This window comes from Paraflavitalea pollutisoli (assembly GCF_029360705.1).
In the GTDB taxonomy this organism is placed as follows: domain Bacteria; phylum Bacteroidota; class Bacteroidia; order Chitinophagales; family Chitinophagaceae; genus Paraflavitalea; species Paraflavitalea pollutisoli.
On the sequence record NZ_JARKMX010000001.1, the window covers coordinates 295,767 to 322,653 of the forward strand.

The following is a 26,887-nucleotide window of genomic DNA, read 5'->3' on the forward strand; positions in this document are numbered from 1 at the left end:
CAATAGTTGTATCGCCAGCCTCCCGGAACAATTATACCAGTAAAGTCCTGCTTTTCAATACGCCAATGATCTCTTCAATCCGGAACGGCTTGGAAACATAATCATCCATACCTGCCGCCAGGCATTTTTCCCGGTCGCCTTGCATGGCGTCTGCCGTAAGGGCAATGATCGGCAGGTGATCATAGGGCTCGCCCATTGCCCTGATGTGGCGGGTGGTTGTATAACCATCCATTTCGGGCATGTTCACATCCATGAAGATCAGCACCGGGTCATAATGCGGCAGTATTTCGAGCGCCTCCTTTCCATTGTTCGCACGGACTGTTTCAAAGCCCATTTTACGCAATACTTCCGTGATCAATAGCATATTGATCGGGTCATCTTCCACCACCATGATCGTGGCGGCGTCGGCGATATGTTCGATCTGTGTAGCCGAGAGGTCTTGTTTTACCACCTCGTGGCCGGGAATGAACATGGCACACAATGTGGCATATAGCTCATACATTTTTACCGGCTTGGAGAGCAGTTGACGAATGCCCAGTCTGTCGGCTTCGTGTTGGAAGAGATTCTTTTCAAGCGACGACAACATGAGGAGGGTTGGTTGATCAAAGCCTCGCTCGTGGTTTCTCAATTCCTGCACCAGCTGTAAACCATCCATTTCGGGCATGTGGTGATCGGTGATGATAAGATCCAGCGGTTCTCCCGTGCTTTTTACCCGCTCCAGTATCATCAGGGCTTCTTTTCCACTACCAGCTACTTCACAGGGGATGCTGAAAAAGCGGAATATTTCCTGCATGAGCCAGCGGTTGGTGCCGTTGTCGTCCACTACCAGTACTTTGCGCAGCGGCGGCTTGTTGGCGGCGGCTATTTCGCTGTGTTCTTTAACTACTTCCAGCGGAACATGCAGGGTGAAGGTACTGCCCCTGCCCAGTTCACTATTTACCGTAAGATTTCCATGCATCAGTTCGGCGAGGCTTTTCGAGATCGTAAGTCCCAGCCCCGTGCCGCCATATTTGCGGGTGGTGGAGGAGTCCGCCTGCGTGAAACTTTCGAAGATCTTGCGTAGCTTTTTGGGAGAGATACCAATGCCGGTATCGCGCACCGACAGCTCCAGGTCGAGGTAAGATTTCCCGTTCTTCTGGTAAATGCTACCTGCTTTTGCCAGCGATATCAGAATCTCTCCCTGTGGTGTGAACTTAATGGCGTTGCCCAGCAGGTTGACCAGTACTTGCCGGATTCGTACGGGGTCACCACCAAACTGGACAGGTAATTCCGGGTCGATATGGCAGATCAATTCCAGGTTCTTCTCAAAAGCTTTTACCATCAATATGTCGACCGTTTCTTCCACGAGTTCATCGAACCGGAACGGAACGTGATCGATTTGCAGTTTGCCGGCTTCCAGCTTGGAGAAGTCGAGGATGTCGTTGATGATATCAAGCAGGCCGTTGGCCGATTTCTTTACGTTGTGCAGGTAGTCGCGCTGGCTTTTCTGCAGATCTGTAGTTAGCACCAGGTCGGTAAACCCGATGATACCATTCATCGGCGTACGCAATTCGTGGCTCATATTGGCCATGAACTCACTCTTCGCCTGACTGGCCGATTCTGCAGCATCTTTCGCCAGTACCAGCTCCTGTTCCATTTGCTTTCTTTCGATGGCAGCAGCGAGTGTAGCAGCGAAAGACTGGAGGATGGAGAATTCGGGGATGGTCCAGCTACGCTCTTCTTTGTCGTGAAATCCCACCATTCCCCAAAACTGGTGCAGGGTAAAGATCGGTACGATGGCAATGCTGCGTACACCCAGGTATTCGAAGTAAGCCCGCTCATCTTCATGTTCAACGTCTTTAACCAGCCCACAATACAGCTCTTCTTTTTTAAGCGTTTCGAATACCACTCCCGTATCTCTCATCTGTAGTTGCTGATAGATAGGATCTTTGTGTACGAGTTCACCCGTGGTGCTGTTCCAGTGCAACAGCTGGTTCGAATACCATTTATCGTTCTGGTAACTGTATTCGTTCTTATATACGTTAACGGAACTTACCTGCAGTTTCACGCCCAGCAGCTGAATGGCTTCACCGATCGCTTCTTCCAGGTGGTTATTACTGATCAATTGGTGCGTTGCTTCGGCCATGGCTTGCAGCAGCAGATCTTTGTGCAGCAACCTTTCCTCCGATTTCTTCTGTTCTGTGATGTTGTGGGCAAATCCAAGTACGCCCCATACAGCTCCATCCGAATCGCGCAGGGGCACTTTCACGGTCGTCATTACCTGCTCTTTGCCGTTAATGGAGGAAGGTTCTTCCTGGATGAATTTGGCATTGCCGGTTTGGGCCACCTCCTCATCATCCTGCCAGAATCCGCGGATATCCTTTTCTGCATCCCCGGTTACCACATCGCCCGGGAAGCCTATCTCAAGATCATTTTTGCCAATGAAATCCTGTGGCGCCAGGTTCATGGAGTCGGCAAAAGCCTGGTTCACGAGCAGGAACCGGTGGCCAAGGTCCTTGATGAAGATCCAGTCGGGGGTAGAGTTGATCACGGTACGCAGCAGTTCTTCCGATTGTTTCACTTCTGCCAGCAGTTGCTCTCTTTCTACTTCTGATTGCTTTCTTTCGGTGATGTTCCGCGAGGTACAGATGAGGCGGGTCACTTCGCCCATTTCCCGCATGGGTTTGATGATACTTTCCAGCCAGATATAGTCGCCCCGTTTGCTGCGCATGCGGTACCGGAGTGTGACGTTCTCCATGTCTTCCATGGTAGGGCCACCTTCCTGCGGGGCAAATTTGTAGCGATCGTCGGGGTGAATATAGTTGAGAACAGATTGGTTGAGGATCTCTTCTGGTGCGTAGCCAAGGGTCTTTTCCATCGAAGGGGAGGCATACAACAGCAGGCCATCCAATCCATTGACAGTAATGATGTCTTCCGAGTGTTCTGCGAGCAACCTGAACTGCTGTTCACTGTCCTGCAGCGCCTGTTCGGCTTCTTTTTGGGTGGTAACGTCCTGGGCGATCCCAAAGCCACTGGTGGCGTCCACCATCTTCCCCCGGATATACAGGTGCCGGGTGTTTCCCTTGTGGGTTACGATCTGGCAACTGAAATTGGTCTCGTAGTCGTGGTTGTATTTGTTGTGGATGGAGTTTGTCAGTTCGCGTATTACCTGGTTATGGTCTTCGGGTAGTACGTATTGGTGCAGGAACTGTTCGAAGGTCATCGTGAGTTCTTCCTGGTCCTCATGCTCCAGCAGGGTGGCAAATTCCTTACTCATGGTCATTTCCTGCGAGAAGAAATCAAGTTTCCAGCTACCCATGCGGGCATAGGTCATGGCGTAGGAGGAGGTTCGGATTGCTTCCTCCTTGAGTTGTTCAGCCATTACCTTATCCGTCACATTCAAGCCAATACCCTGTATCTCCAGTTGTCCTTTCTCGTTTTGCAATGCGATGAATTCCCATTCGGTCCACTGAAACATTTTGGTATGCTGGATCGGTTTTCTGATCAGCAGTTTTTGCACCTTGCCGGGGTTTCTCCAGCATTCCTCCGCCATTTGCTGGCAGCGGTACAGGTCTTTAGGATAAATGGTATTGTAATAGGGGTCACCCATCAGAAATTTCTCCTGGTAGCCGAATGCCTGCAGAAATTGGGGGTTGGCATAGGTAAAATTGCCGTCCTGGTCGATCCGGATCACATAGTTGGTCTGGGAGTTCAGGATGGAAGAGAAATAGGTCTTTTCCTTCAGCAGCTCATTTTTGGCGAGCTGCAGCTCTTCAAAATTGCGTTGATTGGTACGGAATAAGGGCTCCAGTACCAGGAAGACGAGACAGACAAAAGCGATGATGAGCGAAACGAATTTTCCGGTATTGATGGTTTTCGACTCTCCTATCTGGTCGTAAATGATATTGGAGAAGTGATGGGACATGGTGCCCAACAGCGGACTGTAGTTTTTCTCCTTTTGCAATATTTCCTTCCGCATGGCATGGCGGTTATCATTGAGGTGCGAACTATCCGCTGCCAACACCTGCCGGCTTACGGCAATGATATCTTTGAAGTGGATCTGGGCGTTGGCATGTAGTCGCCTGATCTCGAATTGCCGTTGGTGGACGAGGGTATTGACCTTGCTTTGGAGAAAGTCGTTGTTGACGATGAAGGTGTCGACGGAGGCCTGTAATTCCTGTCTTAATTCTTTGATATCGGCGTTGGTGAGGCGTGGCCGGGTGAGCAATACGATGTCCTTACTGATGATCTGGCTTAGCATACGTTGCTCATTAGCAATGCGATGCACTTGTACATATTGCTCATTTTCCTGACTACGGAGGTAGATAAGGTAGTAACCCGTGAAGTTGAACAACAACACGGTTGCCAGGAGCACGATGGCAATACGCACCAACTTACGCGGATTCTTCATGGTTTTTGATGGGATATTCGAATAGTAAATAACTGCAAAACAATGATTTCTATTGAACGCCCGCCCGCTTTTTTTCGCAGAATAAGAGATTTACCGTAAAAACACTGCCATAATTCACCAGAAAAGACGGGGTAGGTACTAACAGGGGCGCTTTTGGCCAACACCAGCACATAACGTAAAACGCCGGATGGAAGGTATCCACCCGGCGTTCTGTCAATAAAGTTTGATATCTGTCAAAGCGATAGCGCGTTAATAGTCGATTACCTGCTCTTCGATCACACGTGGCATTTCTCTGAATTCGTATTGCTGGTTGCGCAATTGGGGTTCGAAACCGGCTTCGCGGATGGCCTGTTGGATGCTCTTGTAGGTAAAGCGGTGGGGTGCCCCGGCAGCGCTTACCACATTTTCTTCCAGCATAATACTACCAAAGTCATTGGCGCCGCCATGCAGGCAGATCTGGGCCGTTTGCTTACCCACAGTGAGCCAGGACGCCTGGATATTCTTGACATTGGGCAACATGATACGGCTGATGGCGATCATGCGAATGTATTCGTCGGCAGTGGTCAGGTTGTGCACGCCGCGAATCCGGGTCAACAAGGTGTCCACATCCTGGAAAGTCCAGGGGATGAAAGCCAGGAACCCTTTGGCTGATTCGGGCTTGCGGCTTTGTACTTCGCGGAGCTTGACCAGGTGCTCAAAGCGCTCCCGTAGGGTTTCCACATGACCAAACATCATGGTAGCAGAGGTGGTAATGTCCAGTTTGTGGGCTTCGTGCATAATATCCAGCCATTCCTGCGAGCCACATTTGCCTTTAGAGATCAACCGGCGTACACGATCCACCAGGATCTCTGCGCCGGCGCCGGGCAAGCTATCCATGCCAGCTTCCTTCAAGGTCGCCAACACTTCCCGGTGCGTCGATTTCTCCAGTTTGGTGATATGCGCTATTTCGGGTGGCCCGAGGGTATGTAACTTCAGGTTGGGATATAACTGCTTCAGTTCGCGGAAAAGATCGGCATAAAACTGCAGCCCCAGCTTGGGATGGTGACCGCCCTGCAACAACAATTGATCTCCGCCCCAAAGAATGGTTTGATCGATCTTTTTCTTATAGGTATCTATATCGGTAATATATGCGTCGGCATGCCCAGGGATGCGGTAGAAGTTGCAGAACTTACAATTGGCTGTGCATACATTCGTGGTGTTCACGTTGCGGTCTATTTGCCAGGTTACCTTATTATACGGTACCTGTTTCTTTCTGAGCTCGTTGGCCACAAACATCAGCTCGCTGAGCGGAGCTTCCTCAAATAAATGCATGCCTTCCTCAATGGTCAGGAACTCAAACTGCAGGGCTTTCGAATAGAGATCGTCTGTTTTCATATCGTCACATTAAAGAACAAAAGTACTAAACGATCGGTTTTACCCGTGCGCAGGTATTTTTTATTCCGCCGGCAACTTCTTTTGCCCCAAAACCAGTAACTTAATGACAATAACCAATAATCGTCGTTTATCGGACGATAACTGCATTTGGCAGACAAATCCAGCGCGTACCCGGGAAAATTAGTAAAATAGCCTATGCGATTGCGCTCCATCACTACTCTGCTATGTTTGACCCTGGCCAGCCTATCCCTGTCAGCGCAGGAAGTCTTTGTTCCCCCTCCCGCCAGGCACATCACCAGCTTTGGATTCAGGATGCTGACCGGTGGCATCGTTACCCTCCGGGCCAAGCTCGGTAACTTTTCCGACTCCCTGACTTTCATCCTGGATACCGGCAGCGGCGGTATTTCGCTCGATTCGGCCACGGTGGCAGAAAAAAAGATCCCATCCGTTCCCAGCGACCGTACCATCCGGGGTATTGCCGGCAGTATGATCGTTCGCTTTGCGAATAACCATACCCTGCACCTGCCGGGCCTCGATGTAGACAGCCTTAACTTTCACATCAACGATTACGATATCCTCACCAGCGCCTACGGAGAAAAAATTGATGGCATCATCGGGTATAGCTTCCTTTCGCGGTATATTGTTAAGATCGACTACGACAGCTCAAAGATCCACGTCTTTACCAAAGGATCGATCAAGTATCCACGGGGTGGCTTTATGTTGAAACCGCAATTGCAGTACATCCCGATATTGAGCGCCGGGGTAAAAGATGCCCGCGACCTGTCGACAAGGGTTTATTTCGATACCGGCGCCGGTATGTGCCTGCTCATGACCTCCGACTATGTCAACGACAGTGGTGTCGTCGGCAAGCGCCGTAAGTGGTATGCTACACAGGCTGAAGGTTTGGGCGGCAAAGCGCCCATGAAGCAAGGTATCGTTAAGCAGGTAAGGCTGGGGCCTTATAAGTTCCGGAATGTGCCCACCTATATATTCGACGACGAATACAATGTGATACAATACCCGGCTTTAGGCGGCCTCATTGGCAACGACCTCTTGCGCCGATTCAACCTGATCATCAATTACGACAGGCCCGAGATACACCTGCTGCCGAATTCGCATTTCAAGGACGTATTCGACTACGCCTATACCGGCCTGGGCATGTATGTGGTCGACGGGGAGATCCTCGTGGTAGATGTCATGCCGGGTTCTCCCGCAGAAGTAGCTGGGTTCAAACCAGACGACCTGATCATTGCGGTGCAGAATAACTTTTCCAAGAATATCCAAACGTACAAGAACCTGATGCAAACGCCGGGCGAGCGCTTGAAGATCCTCGTGTTGCGCGACGGCGGGCCGGTGGTGCTTACGCTGAAAGTGAAGAACATCCTGACTGGTCGGTAGTAGATTAATAATCAGAGCCTTATGGGTTAATTGCGCCAATAATGGTCGGATTTAAACTTTATACCCCAACTTGTCGTTAATTTGCTGTCCCCCTTACTGCCGGCGACAGACGATCATATACCGGAATAATCGAAATGGTAGTTTCGTGATTGTCAGGTCGGTCTGTGAGCAAAAGAAAGGAATAATCCATGATACAATTCGAGAAATTTACGTTGTCCAATGGTCTGCGCGTGGTAGTACATGAAGACCCCTCCACTCCCATGGCGGTTGTCAATATTATGTATGATGTAGGTGCGCGCGATGAAGATCCCGGCAAGACCGGTTTCGCCCATTTGTTCGAACACCTGATGTTCGGCGGGTCCATCAACATTGAAGATTTTGAAACGCCCCTCCAGATGGCCGGTGGAGAGAATAATGCCTATACCTCCAACGACGTCACCAATTATTATGTACAGCTGCCGGCAGAGAACCTGGAAACGGCGCTGTGGCTGGAAAGTGACCGTTTGCTATCGCTGGCCTTCGATGAGAAGAGCCTCGAGGTACAACGCAAAGTGGTTTGCGAAGAGTTTAAAGAACATTACATCAACAAGCCCTATGGCGATGTTTGGTTCAAGCTCCGTGAAATGGCCTATCCCAACCACCCCTATCGCTGGATGACGATTGGCAAAGAATTATCACACATCGAAAATGCCACGCTGGAAGACGTCAAGCAATTCTTCTTCAAACATTACCGCCCTGTCAATGCTATTCTCGTAGTAGGTGGTAATGTGAAGACTGCCGAGGTAAAAACCCTGGTGGAGAAATGGTTTGCCGATATTCCTGCCGGTGAAAAATACGAACGCCATATACCGGAAGAGCTGCCACAAACAGCTCCCCGTCGTATGGAAGTGAAAGCTGATGTGCCACTCGATGCTTTGTATAAGGTATGGCATATGGATGACCGGCTCGACCACGGCTATTATGTAGCCGACCTCATTACCGAAGTGATGGGTGGTGGTGGATCTTCCCGCCTGTTCCAAACGTTGGTGAAGGAGAAAAAGCTGTTCAGCCATATCGAGTGTTACCATTTTGGTTCTGTAGGCAGAGGCCTCCTGGCCATCGAAGGCAAGCTGGTAAAAGGCGTGAAGATGGAAGATGCTGAAAAGGCGGTTGACGAAGAAGTGGAGAAACTGAAGCTGGAAGGTATTACGGAAAAAGAGCTCACCAAGATCAAGAACAAGACGGAGTCATCCATCGCTTTTGAAGACATGAGCGTGATGACCCGTACCAATAACCTGGCATTCTATGAACTGCTGGGTGATGCCAACCTGTTCAATACCGATCGTGAGAAGTATTTTGCCGTAACGCGGGAAGATATCCTGCAATACAGCCGGAAGATCTTCGACGTCAATAATTCGAATACGCTCTGTTATTACAGCAATAACTAAGTGTGGGCAGGTGAAATACCTGCTACCTGCGGGCCGCGTCACAGGCCGAAAGCTGCTGGCGCCGTCTCAAGAAACAAGTTTACTAATTAGTGATCCCGATCCATACAATGGTTAATAGAACAATTGCTCCTCCAATAAAGGAACCGGTCGATTTCTCGATAGCACTGCCGGGCTGTCAAAAAAACATCCTTTCCAACGGCATCGAAGTGTATTCCGTGGATATGGGCAGTGAAGAGGCCCTCATGATCAATTGGGTATTCGTTGCCGGCAACTGGTACGAGGATAAGAAAGCCGTTGCTGCTGCTACAAACTTCCTGTTGAAGAACGGTACCTCCAAAAGGACTGCCTTCGAGATCAATGAACATTTCGAGTACCATGGCGCCTACCTCAGCAGGTCCTGCTACAGCGAAACATCAGAGATCACACTGCATTGCCTCAATCGCCATATCAACGAGCTGCTGCCCGTAGTAGCCGAGTTGGTAACCGATGCAGTACTTCCCGAAGAAGAACTGGCCATCTATAAGCAAAACGCCAAGCAGAGACTCACCGTCAGCTTGCAGAAATGCGAGTTTGTAGCCGGTCGCCTGATCGACGCTTACCTCTATGGCGAGGAGCATCCCTATGGTAAATACAATAACGCGGAAGATTATGATGGCGTAAGTCGGGAAGATGTATCGGCCTTCTATGATAAGTTTTACCGCAATGGCCGTTGTGTGATCTTTGCCGCGGGTAAACTGCCGGCCAATTTGTTGGCCGATCTCGAAAAGCATTTCGGCTCCCTGCCATTGCGTACGCATCGCCAGGACTCGATGATCGTACATCCCGTACAGCCGGCCATGCAGAAGAAAAGCCATATCATCAACGATGCCGCTGGTGTACAGGCTGCCATCCGTATCGCCAGGCCATTTCCCAACAGACACCACCCCGACTTCCCCAAGGTCATGGTGCTGAACAGCCTGTTTGGCGGATTCTTTGGATCTCGCCTGATGGCCAATATCCGGGAAGACAAAGGATATACCTATGGTATTTATAGTTATCTCCTTAATCACGTACACGATGGCGGCTGGATGATCAGCACCGAGGCTGGCAGGGATGTGAGCGAGGCTACGATCACCGAAGTGTACAATGAAATGGAGCTGCTGCGCGATGAGCCGGTCGATGAAGAAGAGCTGCTGATGACCCGTAACTATATGATCGGAACCATCCTGGGCGACCTGGACGGACCCTTCCAGGTGATCGGGCGTTGGAAGACCATGGTGCTTAACAACCTTGATGAAAGCTATTTCTACAACAGTCTCGAAACGATCCGGAAAGTGTCTGCAGAAGAGTTACAGGAGCTGTCGAAGAAATATTTAAATCCCGAAGATTTCTACGAGTTGGTCGTTATATAGAACGCCATAACCAGAATAGTGAATAAGTATTACCTTCAGTAGTATCCCAGCGTCATGCACGCCGGAATAAATTTGCAGGCTATGAACTTTATCATGCGCATCATCGTGACCTCCATCATTGCTTTCGGGCTATCGTATATCCTGAAGGGGGTTCACATCGATTCTTTCTGGGCGGCTATTATTTTTGCTGTTGTACTGGCCATTCTCAACGCCATCCTGCGTCCGATCTTTATTTTGCTCACGTTACCCATTACGCTGGTCACCTTTGGCTTGTTCCTTTTTGTGATCAATGCAGCCCTGATTTTGCTGACGGCAGAGTTTGTAGATGGCTTTAGGGTTGATGGGTTTTGGTGGGCGCTGCTGTTCAGTTTGCTGTTATCGATCATAACCTCGGTATTGAGCCGGCAGGAACGGCGGGAAAAGGAAGACTAAATCGGGGCTACATAAAACGATACTACGGGGAAGTGTTTCAAAACACTTCCCTTTTTTGTGCCCATTTGTAGTTATCTTAAACTTAAAATGGAACCTTTCCGGGCTTCATGATGATCTATATCTTTGTTGTATGCAATTCAACCGTAAAGACCTATCCAACGACCAACTGGTCCATTTCTACAAAAGCCTGTTGCTTCCCCGCATGATCGAGGAAAAAATGCTGGTGTTGTTGCGACAGGGCAAGATATCCAAGTGGTTCAGCGGTATCGGGCAGGAAGCAATTGCAGTAGGCGCCACCCTGGCGCTGGAGGCCGACGAATGGATCATGCCACTTCACCGCAATCTCGGGGTCTTTACTACCCGCAGTATGCCGCTCAGTAAACTGTTCCTGCAATGGCAGGGCAGTCGCGAAGGCTATAGCAAAGGACGGGAAAGAAGCTTCCATTTTGGCAGCAAAGAGCACCATATATGTGGTATGATCTCTCACCTCGGTCCGCAACTGGCGATTGCCGATGGTGTGGCCCTGGCGCATAAACTTCGTGCAGAAAATAAAGTGGCCCTGGCTTTTACCGGGGAAGGCGGAACCAGTGAAGGCGATTTTCATGAAGCCCTCAATACGGCGGCCGTCTGGGACCTGCCGGTCATTTTCCTGATCGAGAACAATGGTTATGGATTAAGTACCCCGGTAGCTGAGCAATACCGTTGTGAGAACCTGGTAGAGCGGGCAAAAGGATATGGTATTGAAGGTGTGCGTATCGATGGCAACAACCTGCTGTCTGTGTACGATACCATCAGGGGCATACGGGATTACTGCATCGAAAAGCAAAAGCCCTACCTCATCGAGTGTGCCACCTTCCGCATGCGTGGGCACGAGGAGGCCAGCGGCACCAAATATGTACCTGCCTACCTGTTCGATGTATGGGAGATGAAAGATCCCATCAGGAATTATGAACAGTTCCTGTTGGCCGAGCAGGTAGTTGACCAGGAGCAATTGGCGATCATCCGCCAGGATTTGAAAGAATACATAGAAGTCGAATTGTCCATAGCGTCCAACAGCGCGCCCCTCATACCCAACACCGACGAAGAGCTGCATGATATCTACGCCCCGGCACCGACTGCAGGCGCGGCAGTGATCGATAATGCCACCCCCCGGTTGATGGAGGAGGCGGCAGGGTATCCGGAGAAGCGGGTGATCGATGCCATCAGCGAAGGCCTGCGGCAGTCGATGGAGCACCATGACAATCTCGTATTGATGGGTCAGGACATCGCCGAATACGGAGGTGCCTTTAAGATCACGGACGGGTTTGTAGAAATATTTGGTAAGGCACGCGTACGCAACACGCCGCTCTGCGAAAGTGCTATTATCGGCAGTGCCCTGGGGCTAAGCCTGGAAGGATACAAAAGCATGGTGGAAATGCAGTTTGCCGATTTTGTATCCGTAGGTTTCAACCAGATCGTCAACAACCTGGCCAAAATACATTACCGTTGGGGGCAGGCCGCTGATGTCGTGATACGGATGCCCACAGGAGGCGGTGTCGGCGCAGGCCCCTTCCATTCACAAAGCAATGAAGCCTGGTTTACCCACACCCCCGGCCTTAAAGTGGTATATCCATCCACGCCGATGGATGCCAAAGGTTTGCTGATTGCGGCCATCAATGATCCCAATCCTGTGTTATTCTTCGAGCACAAGGCACTTTACCGGAGTATTTCCGGCCAGGTACCTCCGCATTACTATGAAGTGGAGATTGGCAAAGCACGGGTGGTACAGGAAGGCGTCGATATCTCGATCATTACCTATGGTAGCGGCGTACAGTGGGCCAGTGAATATGCCCATGCACACAACTATATTTCATTCCATATACTTGACCTGCGTACTTTGTTGCCACTCGATTATCCTTCCATCCGGCAGGCAGTAGCACGTACCGGCAAAGTGCTCATCCTGCATGAAGATACCTTGGTAGGCGGCATCGGTGGCGAGCTCGGTGCCTGGATCGGCGAGCACTGCTTCGATCTGCTCGATGCGCCCGTCATGCGCTGCGCTTCGCTGGATACGCCAGTACCGTTCAATATTGAACTGGAAAATAATTTCCTGGCGAAATCGAGATTGGATGAATACGTTCGCAAACTGATCAACTATTAAACTTCTTTCAGCGGGCCTGTGTAATCCATCGCCTGGGTGCATCTTCTTCCAAACCCCCTGCTTGCATGAGAAGACAGGCTCTACTCTTATCGATCGTCTTATTGTGGACCATGCAGACTGTTGCGCAACAGCTATTGTCGGATAGCCGGCAGTCTGGTGTTTATACCTATGTTTACCGCATCTCACCCCAGGAGGCAATTCGCCTGTTCAAGTCAAATATGCGGGCACTGACAGAACAATACCTGCACACCCGGGTCGATTCCTTTGTTACCGATCGCAACCAACCACCGGCTTTGACGCCGGGCAACTATATTTTTGTAAAAGCCGTTGGCAATCACCTGCGAGGTGAACTGAAAACAATCGGTGACCTGCAGATCAAATTACTACGGAATGCGCGCGACCTGCATATCGTTTTGCACGACCGTACCGGTAAGCCCATCACCCAGGCAACCGTAAAGGCGGGGAGCAGAAAGCTGCCGTTCGATGATAATCTGCAGGCATTTCATGCCCGTACATCGAGGCCGGCACTGATCGCTGTGAGCCATGAAGGTATCCTGCACCTGTCCAGGGTAACCGATGAATACCCATCCTATTCCTGGCATAAACCTTCTTTGGTTCGCAGGTTCACCCAGGGCGTAGAGCGCCTTATTGGCGGAAACGACCGGTACCAGAGCCGTAGTTTTTTTAATGGCAAAACTTCTCATGAGCAAAGTTTCCGCGGCTTTATGGTATTCAACAAACCCATTTATAAACCCGGCGATACGGTCCGGCTGAAGGCCTGGGTGTCGACAACCAATGGTAAGCCGGTCAACAGGCCGCTGCTGTTGCGCCTGGTAGACCGCAACCTGGATACCGATACGATACTCACAACGATTAGCCCTTATCAACCCGGGGGATACGAGACGAGTTTTGTATTAACCGACTCGCCCGATCTAACCCTCGATAAACAATATCTCCTGACACTCGAAGAGCCTAGCAGTCGTAAATACGATCTGGTAGGTTATAGTGGAAAGCTACGCGAAAATGAATACGCCCTGAAGCGTAAAGTACTCATGCGGGGTAATTTCAAATACGAAGATTACCAGCTGGCACAAGTAACCTTCACAGCAAGAAGTGATAAGAAAGAGCACACCCGTGGCACACCGGTTTCGATCTATTGTAAAGCTGTCGACGAAAATGATCTGTCCGTCATGGACGGCAGGGTAGAATTGACGATGGTCACCGATCCATATAGTGTCAATGGGTTTCAGGCGCCACAAGTATTTATCGCCGACACCATCTGGCGACACGAACAACGGCTCGACGCTATTGGCGAAACCAGGATCGTTCTTCCCGACAGCCTGTTTCCCCGGGTGTCTTTTCGGTATACGATCCGATGTCGTTTCCTGAACAGCAATAATGAAGAGAAGATAGTGTCACTTTCTCAGGAGTATAAAGACCAGCGGCGCGAGCTCAGTATTGCCCCGCGCAAAGATTCCCTGCAGCTGTCCGTATTGGAAGCTGGCAAGTCCGTTCCGGCCCGGGCACAACTCTATGCACTCGCAGCACAAAGCGATACCCTTTATAGCCAATCGATCCAACTGCCGGCCAATATCCGCCTGGACCCTTTCGTTGCCGACTACGTGGTGGCCACCGACAGTCTTTCCAAAACGTATAGCAGGAGTGCCAATGCCGGACTGCTGCAATTCCGGTCTTCCCGCAGCAAAGACTCCGTAATGGTGGAAGTGATCAATCCGCGCAAGGTGCATTTCTGGTATTCCCTGTATGCCGGCCGCAAGCTTATACAGCAGGGGCAAAGCGATACGCTGTATTTTAAAGAGAGATCCCGTACGGTCCGTGATTACGCCTTGTCCGTACAATACATCGATGGCAATAAGGCCGGATCAGATTTTCACACTATCACGTACAATCCGCGTGAGCTGAAGATTCAGGTACAGCAACCTGCCCAGGTTTATCCCGGCCAGCAGGCCTCCATCTCTTTCGAGGTGACGGATGCCGAGGGGCAACCCGTCGCCGATGCAGATCTCACGGCTTATGCTTTTACCCGAAAATTCACCAACGCGTCGTTGCCTGCTATTCCTTCCTGGGGTGCTGCCTACAGTGGGCCGCGAAGAGGCAAGAACTTTGTCCTTCGCCAACAGCAGGGCGACTCAGCTGCCATCCTGATGAACTGGGAACGCTGGAGCCGGGAGATGCACCTGGATACCATCGAATACTATAAGTTCCTGCATCCTGCCACGATCTATACCAATACAGAACCTGCCCCGCATCGCACTACCCAGCTTGCGCCATTCGTGGTATTGAACGGCCAACTGGTGCCCGTGCAGTTGTTGTACATCGATGAAGAGCCGATGTTCTTTAACCAGGCAGGAAATCTGCAGCAATACAGTTTTGCGGTAAAGCCGGGTAAACATACGCTGCGTATCAGGATCCACAACAGCCAGCTCACCATTTATGGTGTAGAGGCAGCAGCCGGAAAGAAGACCATCCTCTCCATCAATGCCGGCAAAGAAAATAGCGCCATCATGCAGGAGAAAATGCCTTCAACCCTATCGAAGTATGAAAAACTGTTGTGGAGCAGGTACATGATCCTGGTAGAAAACAATTTTGGAGAGCGGCTCGCTACCTTAAACGATGGCGTGCGGACTCTCCCGCTCAACTTTGCGCTCACTCCATATCAGTATGGTACATCTTTCAACGGGTATGGCTTACACACAGCCTATCGATACTGGCACCAAACCACCATTCGCCCCAACCACCAGCCAGTAGTACTGGTTGGCCCACTGACGCCTTCCGATGGCGTCTTAAAGGTGTATGACAGGTATTCCCAGCCTTTTGAGCTGGAAGGAAATTATTTGTACAAGTTCATGAAAGGGCAGATCAGGCAAAAACAGCTGCCACCTGGCTCCTTCGTATTCCCGAATGGTTTTAACCGTAGCGTACACGCTCCGAATTTTAGGGATTTTGTATGGTCTGCTGCCGATATCGATAGTTTATGGAGCCATTTTCTGGATCACCGCAGCGCCAACGAAGAGTTGTTTACCAACGAATACCTGAATAGCGCCGGCAATGGTCAGCTGAGGATCGCTCCACCCCGGCAGATGGATGGCGAGCCGCTGTTTGTAAAAAACATTCTCTTGTTCAGACATGATAACCCTGATTTTCTTCGCATCTATAGGGGTGGCGCTACCAATCTAGGATATGTAAAGCCGGGTCAGTACAGGATCGTATACCTGTTTAAGCAGGACGCTTATTATGTAAAAGACAGTGTGCTGGTACACAAGAATGGAATCAATTATTTCGATGCAGGCAAAATAACACTACTGCCCCAAGACAGCGTAAGTATCCGGCTATCCGACTTATTCAGAAACCGTGATCGCTACCGGGGTAACGCGTATGCCGAGGATGCGGAGCTCATCAAAGCAGTATTCAATAGTAAATATGTGGACACCGCCAGGTTTAAGCAGGTATTGTTCGGTCGGGTGATAGATCGTGAAACGCGCCTGCCCTTGCCTGGTGCCAGCGTTGTGGTGAAAGGTGCAGGCGTGGGTACGCTAACGGACCGGCTCGGCAACTTCCAGTTGCGAGTGCCTGAAAGCGGTATGTTGGTTACCTCGAATATCGGTTACGATGTGGTGTATACCAATTACACGGACAGAAATATGGTAGAGATCGAGTTGACGGCGAACAAATTCAGTTTGAGCGATGTGGTGGTAACGGGATATGGTACCAAGGTCAAAAGAAGTTTACGCCACGAAGATGATATGAGAGATGACCGGAGTTTAGAAATGAGCTCACAATTATTGGAAGGCCGCGTGGCAGGGCTGCACGTTCAGGGTTTGAGCAAGCCAATCATGATGCGTGGCTACGCGACTTTCAGCAATAGCAATGGCCCCCTGTATATAATTGATGGTGTGCCGGTCAGTGCCTTAAATATGCCAGACTCTGCTGGGATAACGAATATCGAAGTGCTCAATGCAGAAGCCGCCATGGCCATCTATGGCAATAATGCAGCCAATGGAGTAATACTGGTATCTACCAAAAAAGGAAAAACTGCTGCGCCAGTCACTGTGGAGGGTGAAGCGCCTGTGCCAGGCAATCAATTCCGTACCAACTTCCGGGACTATGCCTTTTGGCAACCTCGCCTGCGCACCGACCAGCAAGGCAAAGCCAGTTTCACCACCACTTTCCCCGACGATATGACCAGCTGGCGCACTTTTGTGATCGCGATGGCGAGTGACAAAAGAACGGGTATGGAAGAAGGAAGTGTCAATGCATTCAAAGCACTAAGTGCTTCCATCGCTATTCCCCAGTTTGCCATTGCCGGTGATTCCATGCACCTGATCGGCAAAACCATGCACTACGGAATCAACAGTGTATCCGTTAAGCGGAGCTTTAGCGTCAATGGCCTTCTACGCAAGGAAGAAACATTGGGCATTCGCAATGCCCATATCGATAGCTTCGCCCTGACGATAGCTGCCCAGGACTCTGTTCGTTTCAAATATACCATACAACAACCCGACGGCTATTTTGATGGAGAAGAGCGCAGCATTCCAGTATTCAAGCCCGGCGTGCAGCAAACGAAAGGGTTATTTGCTGTGCTCGACCAGGATACTTCTTTTACCGTGCAGGCCGATCCTTCACTCGGCCAACTGACCATTCATGCCGAATCCGCAGTAATGCCGGTACTGCTCGATGAAATAGAAAACCTGCGCAACTATGAATACGGTTGCAATGAACAGCTGGCCTCCAAACTCAAAGCCCTCTTGTTGAAGAAGACCGTATACGCCAGGCTCAACAAAGATTTTAAAGAAGAACGCACGATCCGCGATCTCGTGGTCAAGTTGGGTCAGAACCGCTGGCAGGGCAGGTATTGGGGCTGGTGGAGCAACAATGACCCTATCTGGTGGGTATCACTGCATGTCACCGATGCATTGCTGAAAGCGGAAGAGCAGGGATTCCGTATCACGATGGATAAGCGCTCCATGATCGATTACCTCGTGCTGGAGTTCAACCGGTTTGAACAAGCCGATAGGATCAGCAGCATTGCCTTGTTGCAACGATTGGATGCCAAAGTAGATTATGCACGCTACATCGATTCGGTCAATAAACATTTCCGGGCGGGTAGCCTCACCCAGCAATTGCAGATACTGGCACTGAAGCAGCGGGCTGGTATGCCTATTGTGCTCGATACATTCATAGCCAAGCAGCGTTTCACGATGATGCGTAATGTGTATTGGGGTGAAGACAGCTATCACCTGGTCGACAACTCAATGCAGGCCACGTTGGCGATGTACCGGTTGTTGAAAGCCCAGGGCGGTCAGGAGGCCATTCTGAAAAAGATCCGGTACTATTTCCTGGAAAAGCGTCGAGACGGTAAATGGCGCAATACCTACGAGTCGTCGTTGATACTCGAGGCTATATTACCTGACCTGCTGAGCAATGAGCAGTCTTCGCAGGCGACAACTTTTACTATAGCAGGGCAGCAGACCGCCACCATCAATACATTCCCCTATACCGCCAGCTTCCAACCTGGAGAGAGCGTGAAGGTAAAGAAGCAACAGGGCATGCCCGTGTACTTCACGGCCTACCAGCAAAGCTGGAATCCTGTTCCGGAAAAGCTGGCCGGCGATTTTGCAGTGACCACGCTTTTCGAGGCCGGGGGACAGCCCGTCACTTCCCTAAAAGGCGGACAGGCAGTAGAGCTGAAGGCTACCGTACAGGTGAAAGCAGATGCTGATTATGTGATGGTAGAGATCCCCATTCCGGCAGGGTGTTCGTACGCCGGCAAACCGCAGTCGGGCCTGTACAGTGAGGTACACCGGGAGTACTTCAAGAACAAGGTCAGCCTGTTTTGCAAGCGTCTCCAGAAAGGAACGTACACCTTCTCGGTGTCGCTGATACCCCGGTATTCGGGCGTGTATCACCTCAACCCGGCAAAGGCAGAAATGATGTACTTCCCCGTGTTCTTTGGCAGGGAGGGAATGAAGAAGATACAGATCCAATAATTTCCGCGGCGCTGCAATGATCAGTATGTGCAGCAAGACCGATAATCTGATAACCGTACCCTCACAACCTGGCCGGTCCGTACAACGCCTTTCCGGGCCGGCTTTTATTATGCTTTCCCGCTTCTACGACTACCTGGCCATTTACCAGGATGTACGTGAAGCCCACCGAATATTGATGCGGTTGCTCGAAGGTGGCTTTGTCATTCACAGCCTCCTCGTCAAATACCACAATATCCGCAGCCATCCCTTCTTTCAACAGGCCCCGGTCTTTCAGTTGAAACTTCTGGGCGGCCAGCGAGGTCATGCGGCGGATAGCTTCTTCCAGTGACATTATTTTGGCTTCCCGTACATAGCGACCCAATATGCGGGCATTGGTGCCATATCCCCGGGGATGCGGCATGCCTTTGCCGGGTACCGGTACACCGGCATCTGCCCCCGCCATGCAGAAGGGGTATTTCATGATGAACTTTACATCTTCCTCGTTCATGCTGTGGTACACCATCTGCGCACCACCTTTTTCGATCATGTCCATGATGGTTTCGGCCTCATAGCTGGCCTTGCTTTTACGTCCCATCAGTTGGTTGATCTCGGTGATGCTTTTGCCATTGTAACTGCTGTCGGCACTATAATTGGCGACAACCGCATAGCTATAGTTTTTGAATTTGTACCGCGCCAGTTGCTCCAGCATTTCCCGTTTGATCTGTGCACGTACGACCGGGTTGTGGAGTCTGGCCTTTACCGAGTCTTGCCCGCCGGCCAATGACCATTCTGGTAACCTTACGCCGAGATTGGTACTGCTCGCCGTATAAGGATATTGATCGATTGTTACATCCCATCCCTCTTTCCGCGCCTGCTCCACCAATCCAAGTGTGATCGGGCTTTTGCCCCAATTGCTTCTGCCACCGATCTTGAAGTGAGAGATCTGTACCGGCACATTGGCCTCTTTTCCTACCTGTATCGCTTCGTTGATGGCCTCTACAGCGCTGTTCTCTTCGTTGCGGATATGCGATGCATAAATGCCATTGTACCGGCCCGCTGCTTTCGCCAGGCTGACCACCTCTACGGTATTGGCAAAAGCGCCGGGAATATAAATAAGCCCTGTCGACAGGCCCACTGCGCCTTCTTGCATCGCTAGTTCTACCAGGCTGTCCATCTTACGCTGTTCAGCTGGGGTGGGCAGCCGGTTGTCGCGTTTCATGACCTGCTCACGCACCGTATTATGCCCCACCAGTGAGGCTACATTGATGGAAGGCTGCAAACTATCGACCCGGTAAAAGAAACGTTTGAGACTGACTGCCGAGCCTCCGCAATTGCCGGTTACCACCGTGGTCACCCCATCATAAATATAATTGTCGGCAGTAGGCTGGTCAAAGAGACCACTTTCAATATGCCCATGTACATCGATAAATCCTGGTGCTACGATCTTCTTTTGCGCATCGATCTCTCGAGCTGCTTTGTATTGGCCAAGTTTGCCGATGGCGAGTATCCGTCCGTCTTTGATAGCGATATCGCCATAAAACCAGGAGTTGCCCGCGCCATCGATCACCTTGCCATTGCGGATGATGATGTCGGCAACAGGTTGTGCCCGGAGTGTAACCGGTAACAGCAGTAATAGGAAAAGGTATTTGTACATAAGCGCAGTTTTGAATGGTTGTTTTTTGGGCACGGCATTCATCAGGGGTAACAGGTCTCTATATGCCACGGCACCAACTATTCGCCCGGATGGTAAGTCCTTTCGGCATGCTTCAACACATCCGGTTTGTAGAACAACACGTCCTTGAATTGTCCTTTGGTGTACATGGCTGCCTGGTCGCCGAAGTGGGGTGATTGTGGGTTGCTGCTATTGCCACCGGCCAGCAGCGATTTGGCCTTTACTGTTTTGCCAAACTCAACCGCACAGATAAAGCTATTGCCATTATAGCCGTATCGCTTTATACCGCCCGGCATGGTGCGGCTAACATAAGAGGGCAGGCAACCCCAGGTTGAAGCTACAAAGCCCGCCGGGATGCTGGGTTTGCTGTCATCATACACTTCCTGCAGACCGCCGGTCAGCCGTTGATAACGATTGATGGAGCCCCAGGGTGTTGACCAGCTTCCGAAGCGTTGTTGCAAGTGTTGTACGGTTGCCTGCAATGGCTCCAGCAGCTCTTTGGCAGATGCTGTTTGCGCAAACGACGCTGTACGTGCCACAAAATCACCGCCTGCAGCACGGTTGATAGCCGCCTGTAATCGTTGCCCCCATTCTACGGCGAGCGAGGTGGCGATGGACTGTTCCCCGCAATGCAAATCCCATTTGCTCAGCTCGTTCACAGGCCCGGCCAGTGAAGTTCGTAAGGAGTCTGTCGACGGCAGGCTCGCATACGCTTTTACCAGCGCCGGTACCAGGTCTTCAAAAGCTGCCAGGTAGGTATCATATCCTGCTGCGATCAATTTATCGATCGTATAGTCCCGCTGGCTGCGCAATACTTTCACGGCATTGATGCCGCGGAAATTATCTGGCTCCGTGGCCATGTAAAAAGGATAATCTGTTTTCTTAGGACTGCTGCTGCCAGAAGCGGTGTACGGCGTAGAGTTGCAGTTCTGTATCCAGCCGCTGGCCGGGTTGAATAAATGAATGGTCTCATCCAATGGATGCAGCCCCTGCCATTCAGTGGCTTTGATAGTCCCGTCTACGGGCTTCGACCAGTCAAAGCTGGTATCGCGCCTGGGCACAAAGTTGCCATGCCAGTAAGCAATATTGCCTTTGTCGTCGGCATAGACCGTATTGTTGGAGGCGTTGGCCAATAGCGACATATTCTTTTTAAAGCTGGCGAAGTCGGTACTGCGGGTGCGTTGCCAGGCTTGTATCAGTCCGTTCATATCGCGGTTCACAGCTTTTACGGTCAGCCACTGCCCATTGCGCTTGGCCATTACGGGGCCGTGGTGCGTGGCATAGGTCGTTACCTGTTTAATACTGATGCGGCTACCATCTTTATACGATAGTGTATAGGTGCTCTTTTTTAAGGGCAATTGTTTCCCATCGTATTGATAGAAATAGTTGCTGCCCTGTTGTTCTACTTTCTCAGCATAGATGTCGGCCACATCCGCATAACCCGAGGTATGCATCCAGCCACAGTGCTCGTTGAAGCCCTGATATACGAAAAACTGGCCCCAGGTAACGGCGCCATAGGCATTCAGCCCTTCTTCGCTCACCATATGCACCTCGGGTCTGAAATAAAAGGTTACGTGCGGATTGATGTACAATAAAGGTTTGCCCGATGCTGATAGTTGCGGGGCGATGGCAAACCCATTGGATCCCGTATGAATATCTTCATGATGCAGGGGTTCAATAGCCGCTACAGAAGGATCATTGGTGTAAAAGTTACGGAGCTCACCAGCTGTGATCCCTCCTGTATTGATGGCCGAGATACTGCCATCGGTCCACATGAGCGGGTACCAGGGTTCAAAATGAGACAGCAAAGCAGGTTTCACCTGCGGATTCTTGTACAGGTAATAGTTCATGCCATCTGCCCACGCATTCAATAGTTTTTTCAACCAGGCCGGACTTGTACCATAGTCAGCGATAGCACCTGCGGAGTCGATCACCAGGCGGGTATAGAGATCGCTGTATATATTGTCGATGCCAGTGATCTCTGCCGTGCGGCCCAGGATATCGATGTAATTGTATTCAACGCGTTTGAAATCGTCTTCGCATTGGGCATACATCAAGCCAAATACTGCATCGGCGTCCGACTTGCCGTACACATGCGGAATGCCCCAGTTGTCGCGTATGATCGTAACACGGCTTGCCTGTGCTTTCCAGCGGCTGATGGCTGTTGGATCAACCGACTGAGCAGTGACCTGTACACACAGGCATAAGAGTATCAATAATAGTCTCATGGTGTCAACAATTGTTAGTGTGCCGAATTGGCTTTAAATACCCGCAGGAGGTTTTCGCCCAGGATCTTGCGGATATCCTTTTTGCTATATCCCCGCTTCACCAGTTCCTCCGTGATCAGGGGAAAGCAGGTAACATCGTCCAGTTGCTGGGGCGATGAGTTGATACCATCGAAATCGGAGCCCAGTCCCACATAATCGGCGCCTACCAGCTTCACGATATAATCGAGGTGGTCGATCAGCAAGGACAGGGGGGGGCGCAGGTCTTTTACCTCATCGGCATATTTTTGAAAGAGATAGTTATCGGTAAAATAAGGGTCGGTCACCGTTTTGCGGAGTGAGTCACGTTCTGCTTTGTGCCGGGCATTGAAGACCCGGTTGCGGGCGGCAAAACCACTGTCGACGAAGCCGGAGAAGAAATTGAGGTGAATGACTCCGCCGTTTTTGGCCACCGCTTTGATCTGGTCATCTTTCAGGTTGCGAAACACAGGACAGATATTGTACACGCAACTGTGCGACACCAATACCGGGCGTGAAGTGGTTTGGATCGCATCCCAGAAGGTTTGTTCGCCTACATGACTCAGGTCTACCATCATGCCGAGTTCATTCATGCGGCGTACGATCTGCTTACCGGCCTCCGTCAATCCCTTTTTACGTTGTGACAGATCGGTGGCGGCAGAGTCGGCACCAAACTGCCGGCGTGAGCCGGGCGTTTCATCCATGGCGCTGGTAGCCCAACTGGTGCTGTTGTTCCAGGTGAGGGTCATATACCGTACGCCACGGCGGTAGAGGCTGTCGAGGTAATCGATCCTGTCTTCGATCATATGCCCTCCTTCTACGCCGATCATGGCCGCCAGCTTGTGCTGGCGTACTGCTTTCTTCAGTTGGGATGGATTGGTCACCAGGGCGATCTTGTCAGGGTTGCGGTCGATGACGGCATACAAGGTATCGATCTGCCGGTTGGCATGGTTAAAGCCCTTGCCAGGGCCATAGCTGCCGTCGCTCCACACGGAAAAGATCTGCACATCGACACCACCTTCCCTGAACCGGTCCAGGTCAGAATGTGTTTTCCCTTTCAGGTCCTGGTCAAACGATAGCTTGTCGTCGATGGCCGTGGTAAGAATGTCGTTGTGCGTATCTACGAGTATTGATCTGAAGTGAAGTTTCCTGGCCTGTTGGCCATAAACCATAGAAAAGGCTAAGACGAATAAGCAGGGCAGCAGTAGTTTTTTCATGTGCGGTGGATAACTGTGCTCAATTTAAACAACACTTTACAATCGGCCTGTAATAAATGTGGTGACCGGCGAAGTGGATTGCGGGCAGCTGTCGCACACGATTATCCAAAATAGAAAAGGGATCCACAAAGACCCCTTTTCTGGTATATATAGAGTAAATATCGTTAGCCCAGGTCCTTCAACCATTTAACCAGGTCATCCTTGGTTTTACCGGTTTTTTCCTGCAAGCGGCCCAGCAGCTCGTCGTCTTTGCCTTCTTCATATTTCAGATCATCGTCGGTGAGGTCGGCATAAGCTTGCTTCACTTTACCCTTCAGGATATTCCATTTTCCTTTTAATTCAAGTTTGTCCATGATCGTATATTTTATACTAATCCCTATAAAAAGTGCGTGCCAACTGCCACCTCCGGGCATGACTATTGGTGTGTGGAATTCTTTCTACTAAGGCCCTATTTGAGCAGGGATATTTGTTCCAAAATCAGCAGCAGCGCGGGCTGGGCCCAGGTTGGCCGTAGCGGTTCTTCCTGTCGGCAGGTTGCGGTATGGTGACATTGTTGGTGTTGTTGATGCTATAGGTCAGGCGGTGTCACTGGGTAGGTAACCGGTAATCCTGGGTGCAGCAATTTCCTGGCTGTTGTCATCAGGAGTCATCACGGCGTATCGGCACGCCGAATCGGTTATTAAAGTATTGCAATCAGGTAAGCCCATCATCGGTCTGGCGAAAAAAAGGCTTACTGAATGGCCGTTCAATCAATATATAGTAAATAAAATCGAAGCGTTTGTGCGGCATTGCGCGGGTTGCAGGTGGAGATTGGTGCTAAAAAGATGGAGTGGTAGGGCAGATACCGGCAGTTTGGAGGCAGTCCTGGAAAAAATTAACCCCAACTTGAAAGTTGGGGTCACACTAATCAAATACCATTAACCATTAAACCTTATCCTATGAAAGCATAAAGATACAAGCTCAAAATGATTAATGAAAAATGTTTTATGGTGCTCTTTACACTATTAAGTATAAACAATTAGCCGCAATAGGCAGAAGCTGATAAGGTTAACAGTCATTAGTCTTCTTTGGCTCCCTTCTCACCAACAAACCATTGTTCTTTATTCCTGAACAAAACATTGAAGGTCGTCAGCGATCCATAAATACGCGTGATGTATTGCTGCAGGTTTACTTTGTCTGCATCGCTTAGTTGCTTGTGCGCATTGATCTGTTGTTCCAGCACACGGAGCCGGTCGCGCAGCATGACGATCTTGTGGAAAAACGCTTCGATGGGAATGTCTTTAGGCTTTTGGGTCTTATCGGCCGGTTGCAACAGCATCACGCCGCCTTGCCAGCGATCTCCCAACGGCACAACTTCCGATATGCCACCCCAAAGACGCAGTATCTTCAGCAGCGACTTTTCAACGTCCGAATGGGTTTCAATCTCTTCTGTTACGTTTTCCGGAATGATCTCATCGAGGTGGGTATCGTTCTTGTCGACCTCTTTGATGCCATGATTGATAAACGAAATGAGGTAGGTGGCGAAACGAACGCCAACAATTACGCCTGGTCCGTATTGCGTATGCTGGAGGCGGGTACCAATTCCTAACATAAGTTGATCCATATATGTAATTTTTGCAGCTTATCAGCCTGTTTGCCCCACGATCAATGGGCCTCCCTGTCTGACTGGTATATTATTTATTTTTTATAGAACTCATAAGGGGTGAACTCGACAAAGTCGGCCACGGTGACCGTCACGGACTTTACCTTTCCGCCTGCGATGGCAAAGGGCCATTCTTTCACGCCGTACAATGATTCATTGAAGGTGGCCAGGAATCGACTTCCTCCCAATGGCTCCAGCGTCGCATAGCGTCCTTTGTGGTGTTCAAACCGGGCAATCAGTTTGCCGCCTTCGAGCCCCAGGCTCAATTTACCATATACATTGTGGGTATACTCCCCGGCAAAAGAGGCCAACGGCAACGACGTGGCGGGCTTGGTATCGATGGTGTCGCGTTTGGCTTTCAGCCAGGCGGCCTCTTCCTGGTGATTCTCTTTGCTGTTGGCCAGGTATACCTGGCTGTAGTTGCGATAAGGTAACCCCAGATAGGCATCCTGGATCTCGTAGCGCAGCGCTTCGTAAAAGTTGTTGGCATCGGTATTGGTGAGCACAATAATGCCCAGCCGCTCTTCGGGAATCATGGCCACGCTGGTGACGAAACCATTGACGCCGCCGGTATGCCCCACGAACTTGCGTCCGGCATACTCCTCGATAAACCAGCCCAGGCCATAGAGCGAGAAATGGGCTTTATTATACAGATGGCCGCCATTGCCCAGTATGGAGTGCGGCAATCTCGTTTGTGCGATAGCAGCGACAGGAATTACCTGTGTATCGTTGTATTTGCCCGCAGCCAGTTGTGCCAGCACCCAGTGGCTCATATCGCTCACGGATGAGCTGATGCTGCCGGCCGCATACATATTATCGATATTTCCGTAGGGAATTTCCTTCAGCACGTCCTTGTCTACCGTGTGAGCGGCAGCCTTGTTATTGGCCTTGGCGATATCTTTCGATAGGGCGAGTGTATTGGTCATCTGCAAGGGTTTGAAGATGCGCTCCTCCAGGAACTGCGCCCAGGTTTTTCCGCCCGTGGCCTTGGGAACGATCTCGCCAGCCGTGAGGAAGGCGGCATTGGTATAACCCCATTTACTGCGGAAACTGTACTCGGGCTTCACTTTGCCAAACTTTTCCCGTACCTCCTGCAACGTCAGGTCAGAATCGAAGTACATGAAATCACCCTGAAAGGTTTCGAAGCCCAGTCGATGGCAAAGCAGGTCACGAATACTCGCTTCTTTGGCTACCCAGAGATCATAGAGTTTGAAGTCGGGCAACCATTTTTGCACATGGTCGTCGAGCGATAGTTTTTTGTCGGCCTGCAACATGGCCAGTGCCGTGCCGGTAAAGGCCTTGGTGTTGGAGCCGATCATGAACAGGGTATTGGTATCCACCTTGTCGGCACTCCCGGTCTTTTTCACTCCATACCCTTTCATCACCACTACTTTGCCGTCTTTTACCACACAAACCGCCACACCAGGTATCTGCCAATCGCGCATGGCTTTTTCTATATAACTATCCAGGCTATCTTTTACAAAGCTGGGCACCTGGTCCTGTGCTCTTACCACGGCGATCAGACAAACAAAGCAAAACAAGAGGCAGCTACTTTTCATAATCACATTTTATAG

Annotated in this window: 14 protein-coding genes; 6 read left to right on the forward strand and 8 right to left on the reverse strand. The window is 50.6% G+C overall.

The window, feature by feature from the left end:
- Positions 1-31: 31 nt before the first annotated feature.
- Both P2W70_RS01255 and mqnC read right to left on the reverse strand, forming a co-directional pair.
- Positions 32-4,390: a PAS domain S-box protein gene (locus P2W70_RS01255; protein WP_276479601.1), complete on the reverse strand. Its 4,359-nt coding sequence runs from the start codon at positions 4,388-4,390 to the stop codon at positions 32-34.
- Positions 4,391-4,639: 249 nt separating this feature from the next.
- Positions 4,640-5,764 carry a cyclic dehypoxanthinyl futalosine synthase gene (mqnC, locus tag P2W70_RS01260; protein WP_276479602.1) on the reverse strand — a complete coding sequence of 375 codons (1,125 nt, stop codon included), beginning with the start codon at positions 5,762-5,764 and terminating at the stop codon, positions 4,640-4,642.
- Between the two features lie 195 nt (positions 5,765-5,959).
- Between mqnC and P2W70_RS01265 the strand changes: the two genes are divergently transcribed.
- The 6 genes from P2W70_RS01265 to P2W70_RS01290 all read left to right on the forward strand — a co-directional run bounded on the left by P2W70_RS01265 (position 5,960) and on the right by P2W70_RS01290 (position 18,560).
- On the forward strand, positions 5,960-7,162 hold the full coding sequence (locus P2W70_RS01265) for an aspartyl protease family protein (protein WP_276479603.1): 1,203 nt from the start codon (positions 5,960-5,962) through the stop codon (positions 7,160-7,162).
- Positions 7,163-7,350: 188 nt separating this feature from the next.
- Positions 7,351-8,589: a M16 family metallopeptidase gene (locus tag P2W70_RS01270; RefSeq protein WP_276479604.1), complete on the forward strand. Its 1,239-nt coding sequence runs from the start codon at positions 7,351-7,353 to the stop codon at positions 8,587-8,589.
- Positions 8,590-8,696: 107 nt separating this feature from the next.
- Entirely contained in the window at positions 8,697-9,980 is a 1,284-nt protein-coding gene (locus tag P2W70_RS01275; protein WP_276479605.1) for a M16 family metallopeptidase, read from the forward strand.
- 81 nt (positions 9,981-10,061) lie between these two features.
- Positions 10,062-10,412, forward strand: a complete 351-nt coding sequence (locus tag P2W70_RS01280) for a phage holin family protein (protein ID WP_276479606.1) — start codon at positions 10,062-10,064, stop codon at positions 10,410-10,412.
- Positions 10,413-10,542: 130 nt separating this feature from the next.
- On the forward strand, positions 10,543-12,552 hold the full coding sequence (locus P2W70_RS01285; protein ID WP_276479607.1) for an alpha-ketoacid dehydrogenase subunit alpha/beta: 2,010 nt from the start codon (positions 10,543-10,545) through the stop codon (positions 12,550-12,552).
- A gap of 65 nt (positions 12,553-12,617) precedes the next feature.
- Positions 12,618-18,560 (forward strand): alpha-2-macroglobulin family protein, encoded by a 5,943-nt coding sequence (locus tag P2W70_RS01290; protein ID WP_276479608.1) that lies wholly within the window; start codon positions 12,618-12,620, stop codon positions 18,558-18,560.
- 61 nt (positions 18,561-18,621) lie between these two features.
- Here the strand turns inward: P2W70_RS01290 and P2W70_RS01295 are convergent, their stop codons facing one another.
- The 6 genes from P2W70_RS01295 to P2W70_RS01320 all read right to left on the reverse strand — a co-directional run bounded on the left by P2W70_RS01295 (position 18,622) and on the right by P2W70_RS01320 (position 26,872).
- The gene (locus tag P2W70_RS01295) at positions 18,622-20,193 is read right to left on the reverse strand and encodes an N-acyl-D-amino-acid deacylase family protein (protein WP_276479609.1); all 1,572 of its coding nucleotides are present in this window, start codon (positions 20,191-20,193) and stop codon (positions 18,622-18,624) included.
- A gap of 77 nt (positions 20,194-20,270) precedes the next feature.
- A complete protein-coding gene (locus P2W70_RS01300; RefSeq protein ID WP_276479610.1) occupies positions 20,271-22,439 on the reverse strand; it encodes a penicillin acylase family protein in 2,169 nt (722 codons plus the stop codon).
- A 14-nt stretch (positions 22,440-22,453) separates the two neighbouring features.
- Positions 22,454-23,671, reverse strand: a complete 1,218-nt coding sequence (locus tag P2W70_RS01305; protein ID WP_276479611.1) for a dipeptidase — start codon at positions 23,669-23,671, stop codon at positions 22,454-22,456.
- 164 nt (positions 23,672-23,835) lie between these two features.
- The gene (locus P2W70_RS01310; protein ID WP_276479612.1) at positions 23,836-24,024 is read right to left on the reverse strand and encodes a CsbD family protein; all 189 of its coding nucleotides are present in this window, start codon (positions 24,022-24,024) and stop codon (positions 23,836-23,838) included.
- 704 nt (positions 24,025-24,728) lie between these two features.
- Complete coding sequence (locus P2W70_RS01315) at positions 24,729-25,274, reverse strand: hypothetical protein (protein WP_276479613.1); 546 nt, start codon at positions 25,272-25,274, stop codon at positions 24,729-24,731.
- A gap of 74 nt (positions 25,275-25,348) precedes the next feature.
- Positions 25,349-26,872 (reverse strand): serine hydrolase, encoded by a 1,524-nt coding sequence (locus P2W70_RS01320; RefSeq protein ID WP_276479614.1) that lies wholly within the window; start codon positions 26,870-26,872, stop codon positions 25,349-25,351.
- Positions 26,873-26,887 lie beyond the last annotated feature (15 nt).

Excerpts from the sequence above, each read along its gene's own strand:
- P2W70_RS01295 (WP_276479609.1), bottom strand. The coding sequence starts at position 20,193 with ATGTACAAATACCTTTTCCTATTACTGCTGTTACCGGTTACACTCCGG.
- P2W70_RS01255 (WP_276479601.1), bottom strand. The coding sequence starts at position 4,390 with ATGAAGAATCCGCGTAAGTTGGTGCGTATTGCCATCGTGCTCCTGGCA.
- P2W70_RS01290 (WP_276479608.1), top strand. The coding sequence starts at position 12,618 with ATGAGAAGACAGGCTCTACTCTTATCGATCGTCTTATTGTGGACCATG.
- P2W70_RS01270 (WP_276479604.1), top strand. The coding sequence starts at position 7,351 with ATGATACAATTCGAGAAATTTACGTTGTCCAATGGTCTGCGCGTGGTA.
- P2W70_RS01275 (WP_276479605.1), top strand. The coding sequence starts at position 8,697 with ATGGTTAATAGAACAATTGCTCCTCCAATAAAGGAACCGGTCGATTTC.
- P2W70_RS01310 (WP_276479612.1), bottom strand. The coding sequence starts at position 24,024 with ATGGACAAACTTGAATTAAAAGGAAAATGGAATATCCTGAAGGGTAAA.
- mqnC (WP_276479602.1), bottom strand. The coding sequence starts at position 5,764 with ATGAAAACAGACGATCTCTATTCGAAAGCCCTGCAGTTTGAGTTCCTG.
- P2W70_RS01320 (WP_276479614.1), bottom strand. The coding sequence starts at position 26,872 with ATGAAAAGTAGCTGCCTCTTGTTTTGCTTTGTTTGTCTGATCGCCGTG.
- P2W70_RS01315 (WP_276479613.1), bottom strand. The coding sequence starts at position 25,274 with ATGGATCAACTTATGTTAGGAATTGGTACCCGCCTCCAGCATACGCAA.
- P2W70_RS01280 (WP_276479606.1), top strand. The coding sequence starts at position 10,062 with ATGAACTTTATCATGCGCATCATCGTGACCTCCATCATTGCTTTCGGG.
- P2W70_RS01285 (WP_276479607.1), top strand. The coding sequence starts at position 10,543 with ATGCAATTCAACCGTAAAGACCTATCCAACGACCAACTGGTCCATTTC.
- P2W70_RS01300 (WP_276479610.1), bottom strand. The coding sequence starts at position 22,439 with ATGAGACTATTATTGATACTCTTATGCCTGTGTGTACAGGTCACTGCT.
- P2W70_RS01305 (WP_276479611.1), bottom strand. The coding sequence starts at position 23,671 with ATGAAAAAACTACTGCTGCCCTGCTTATTCGTCTTAGCCTTTTCTATG.
- P2W70_RS01265 (WP_276479603.1), top strand. The coding sequence starts at position 5,960 with ATGCGATTGCGCTCCATCACTACTCTGCTATGTTTGACCCTGGCCAGC.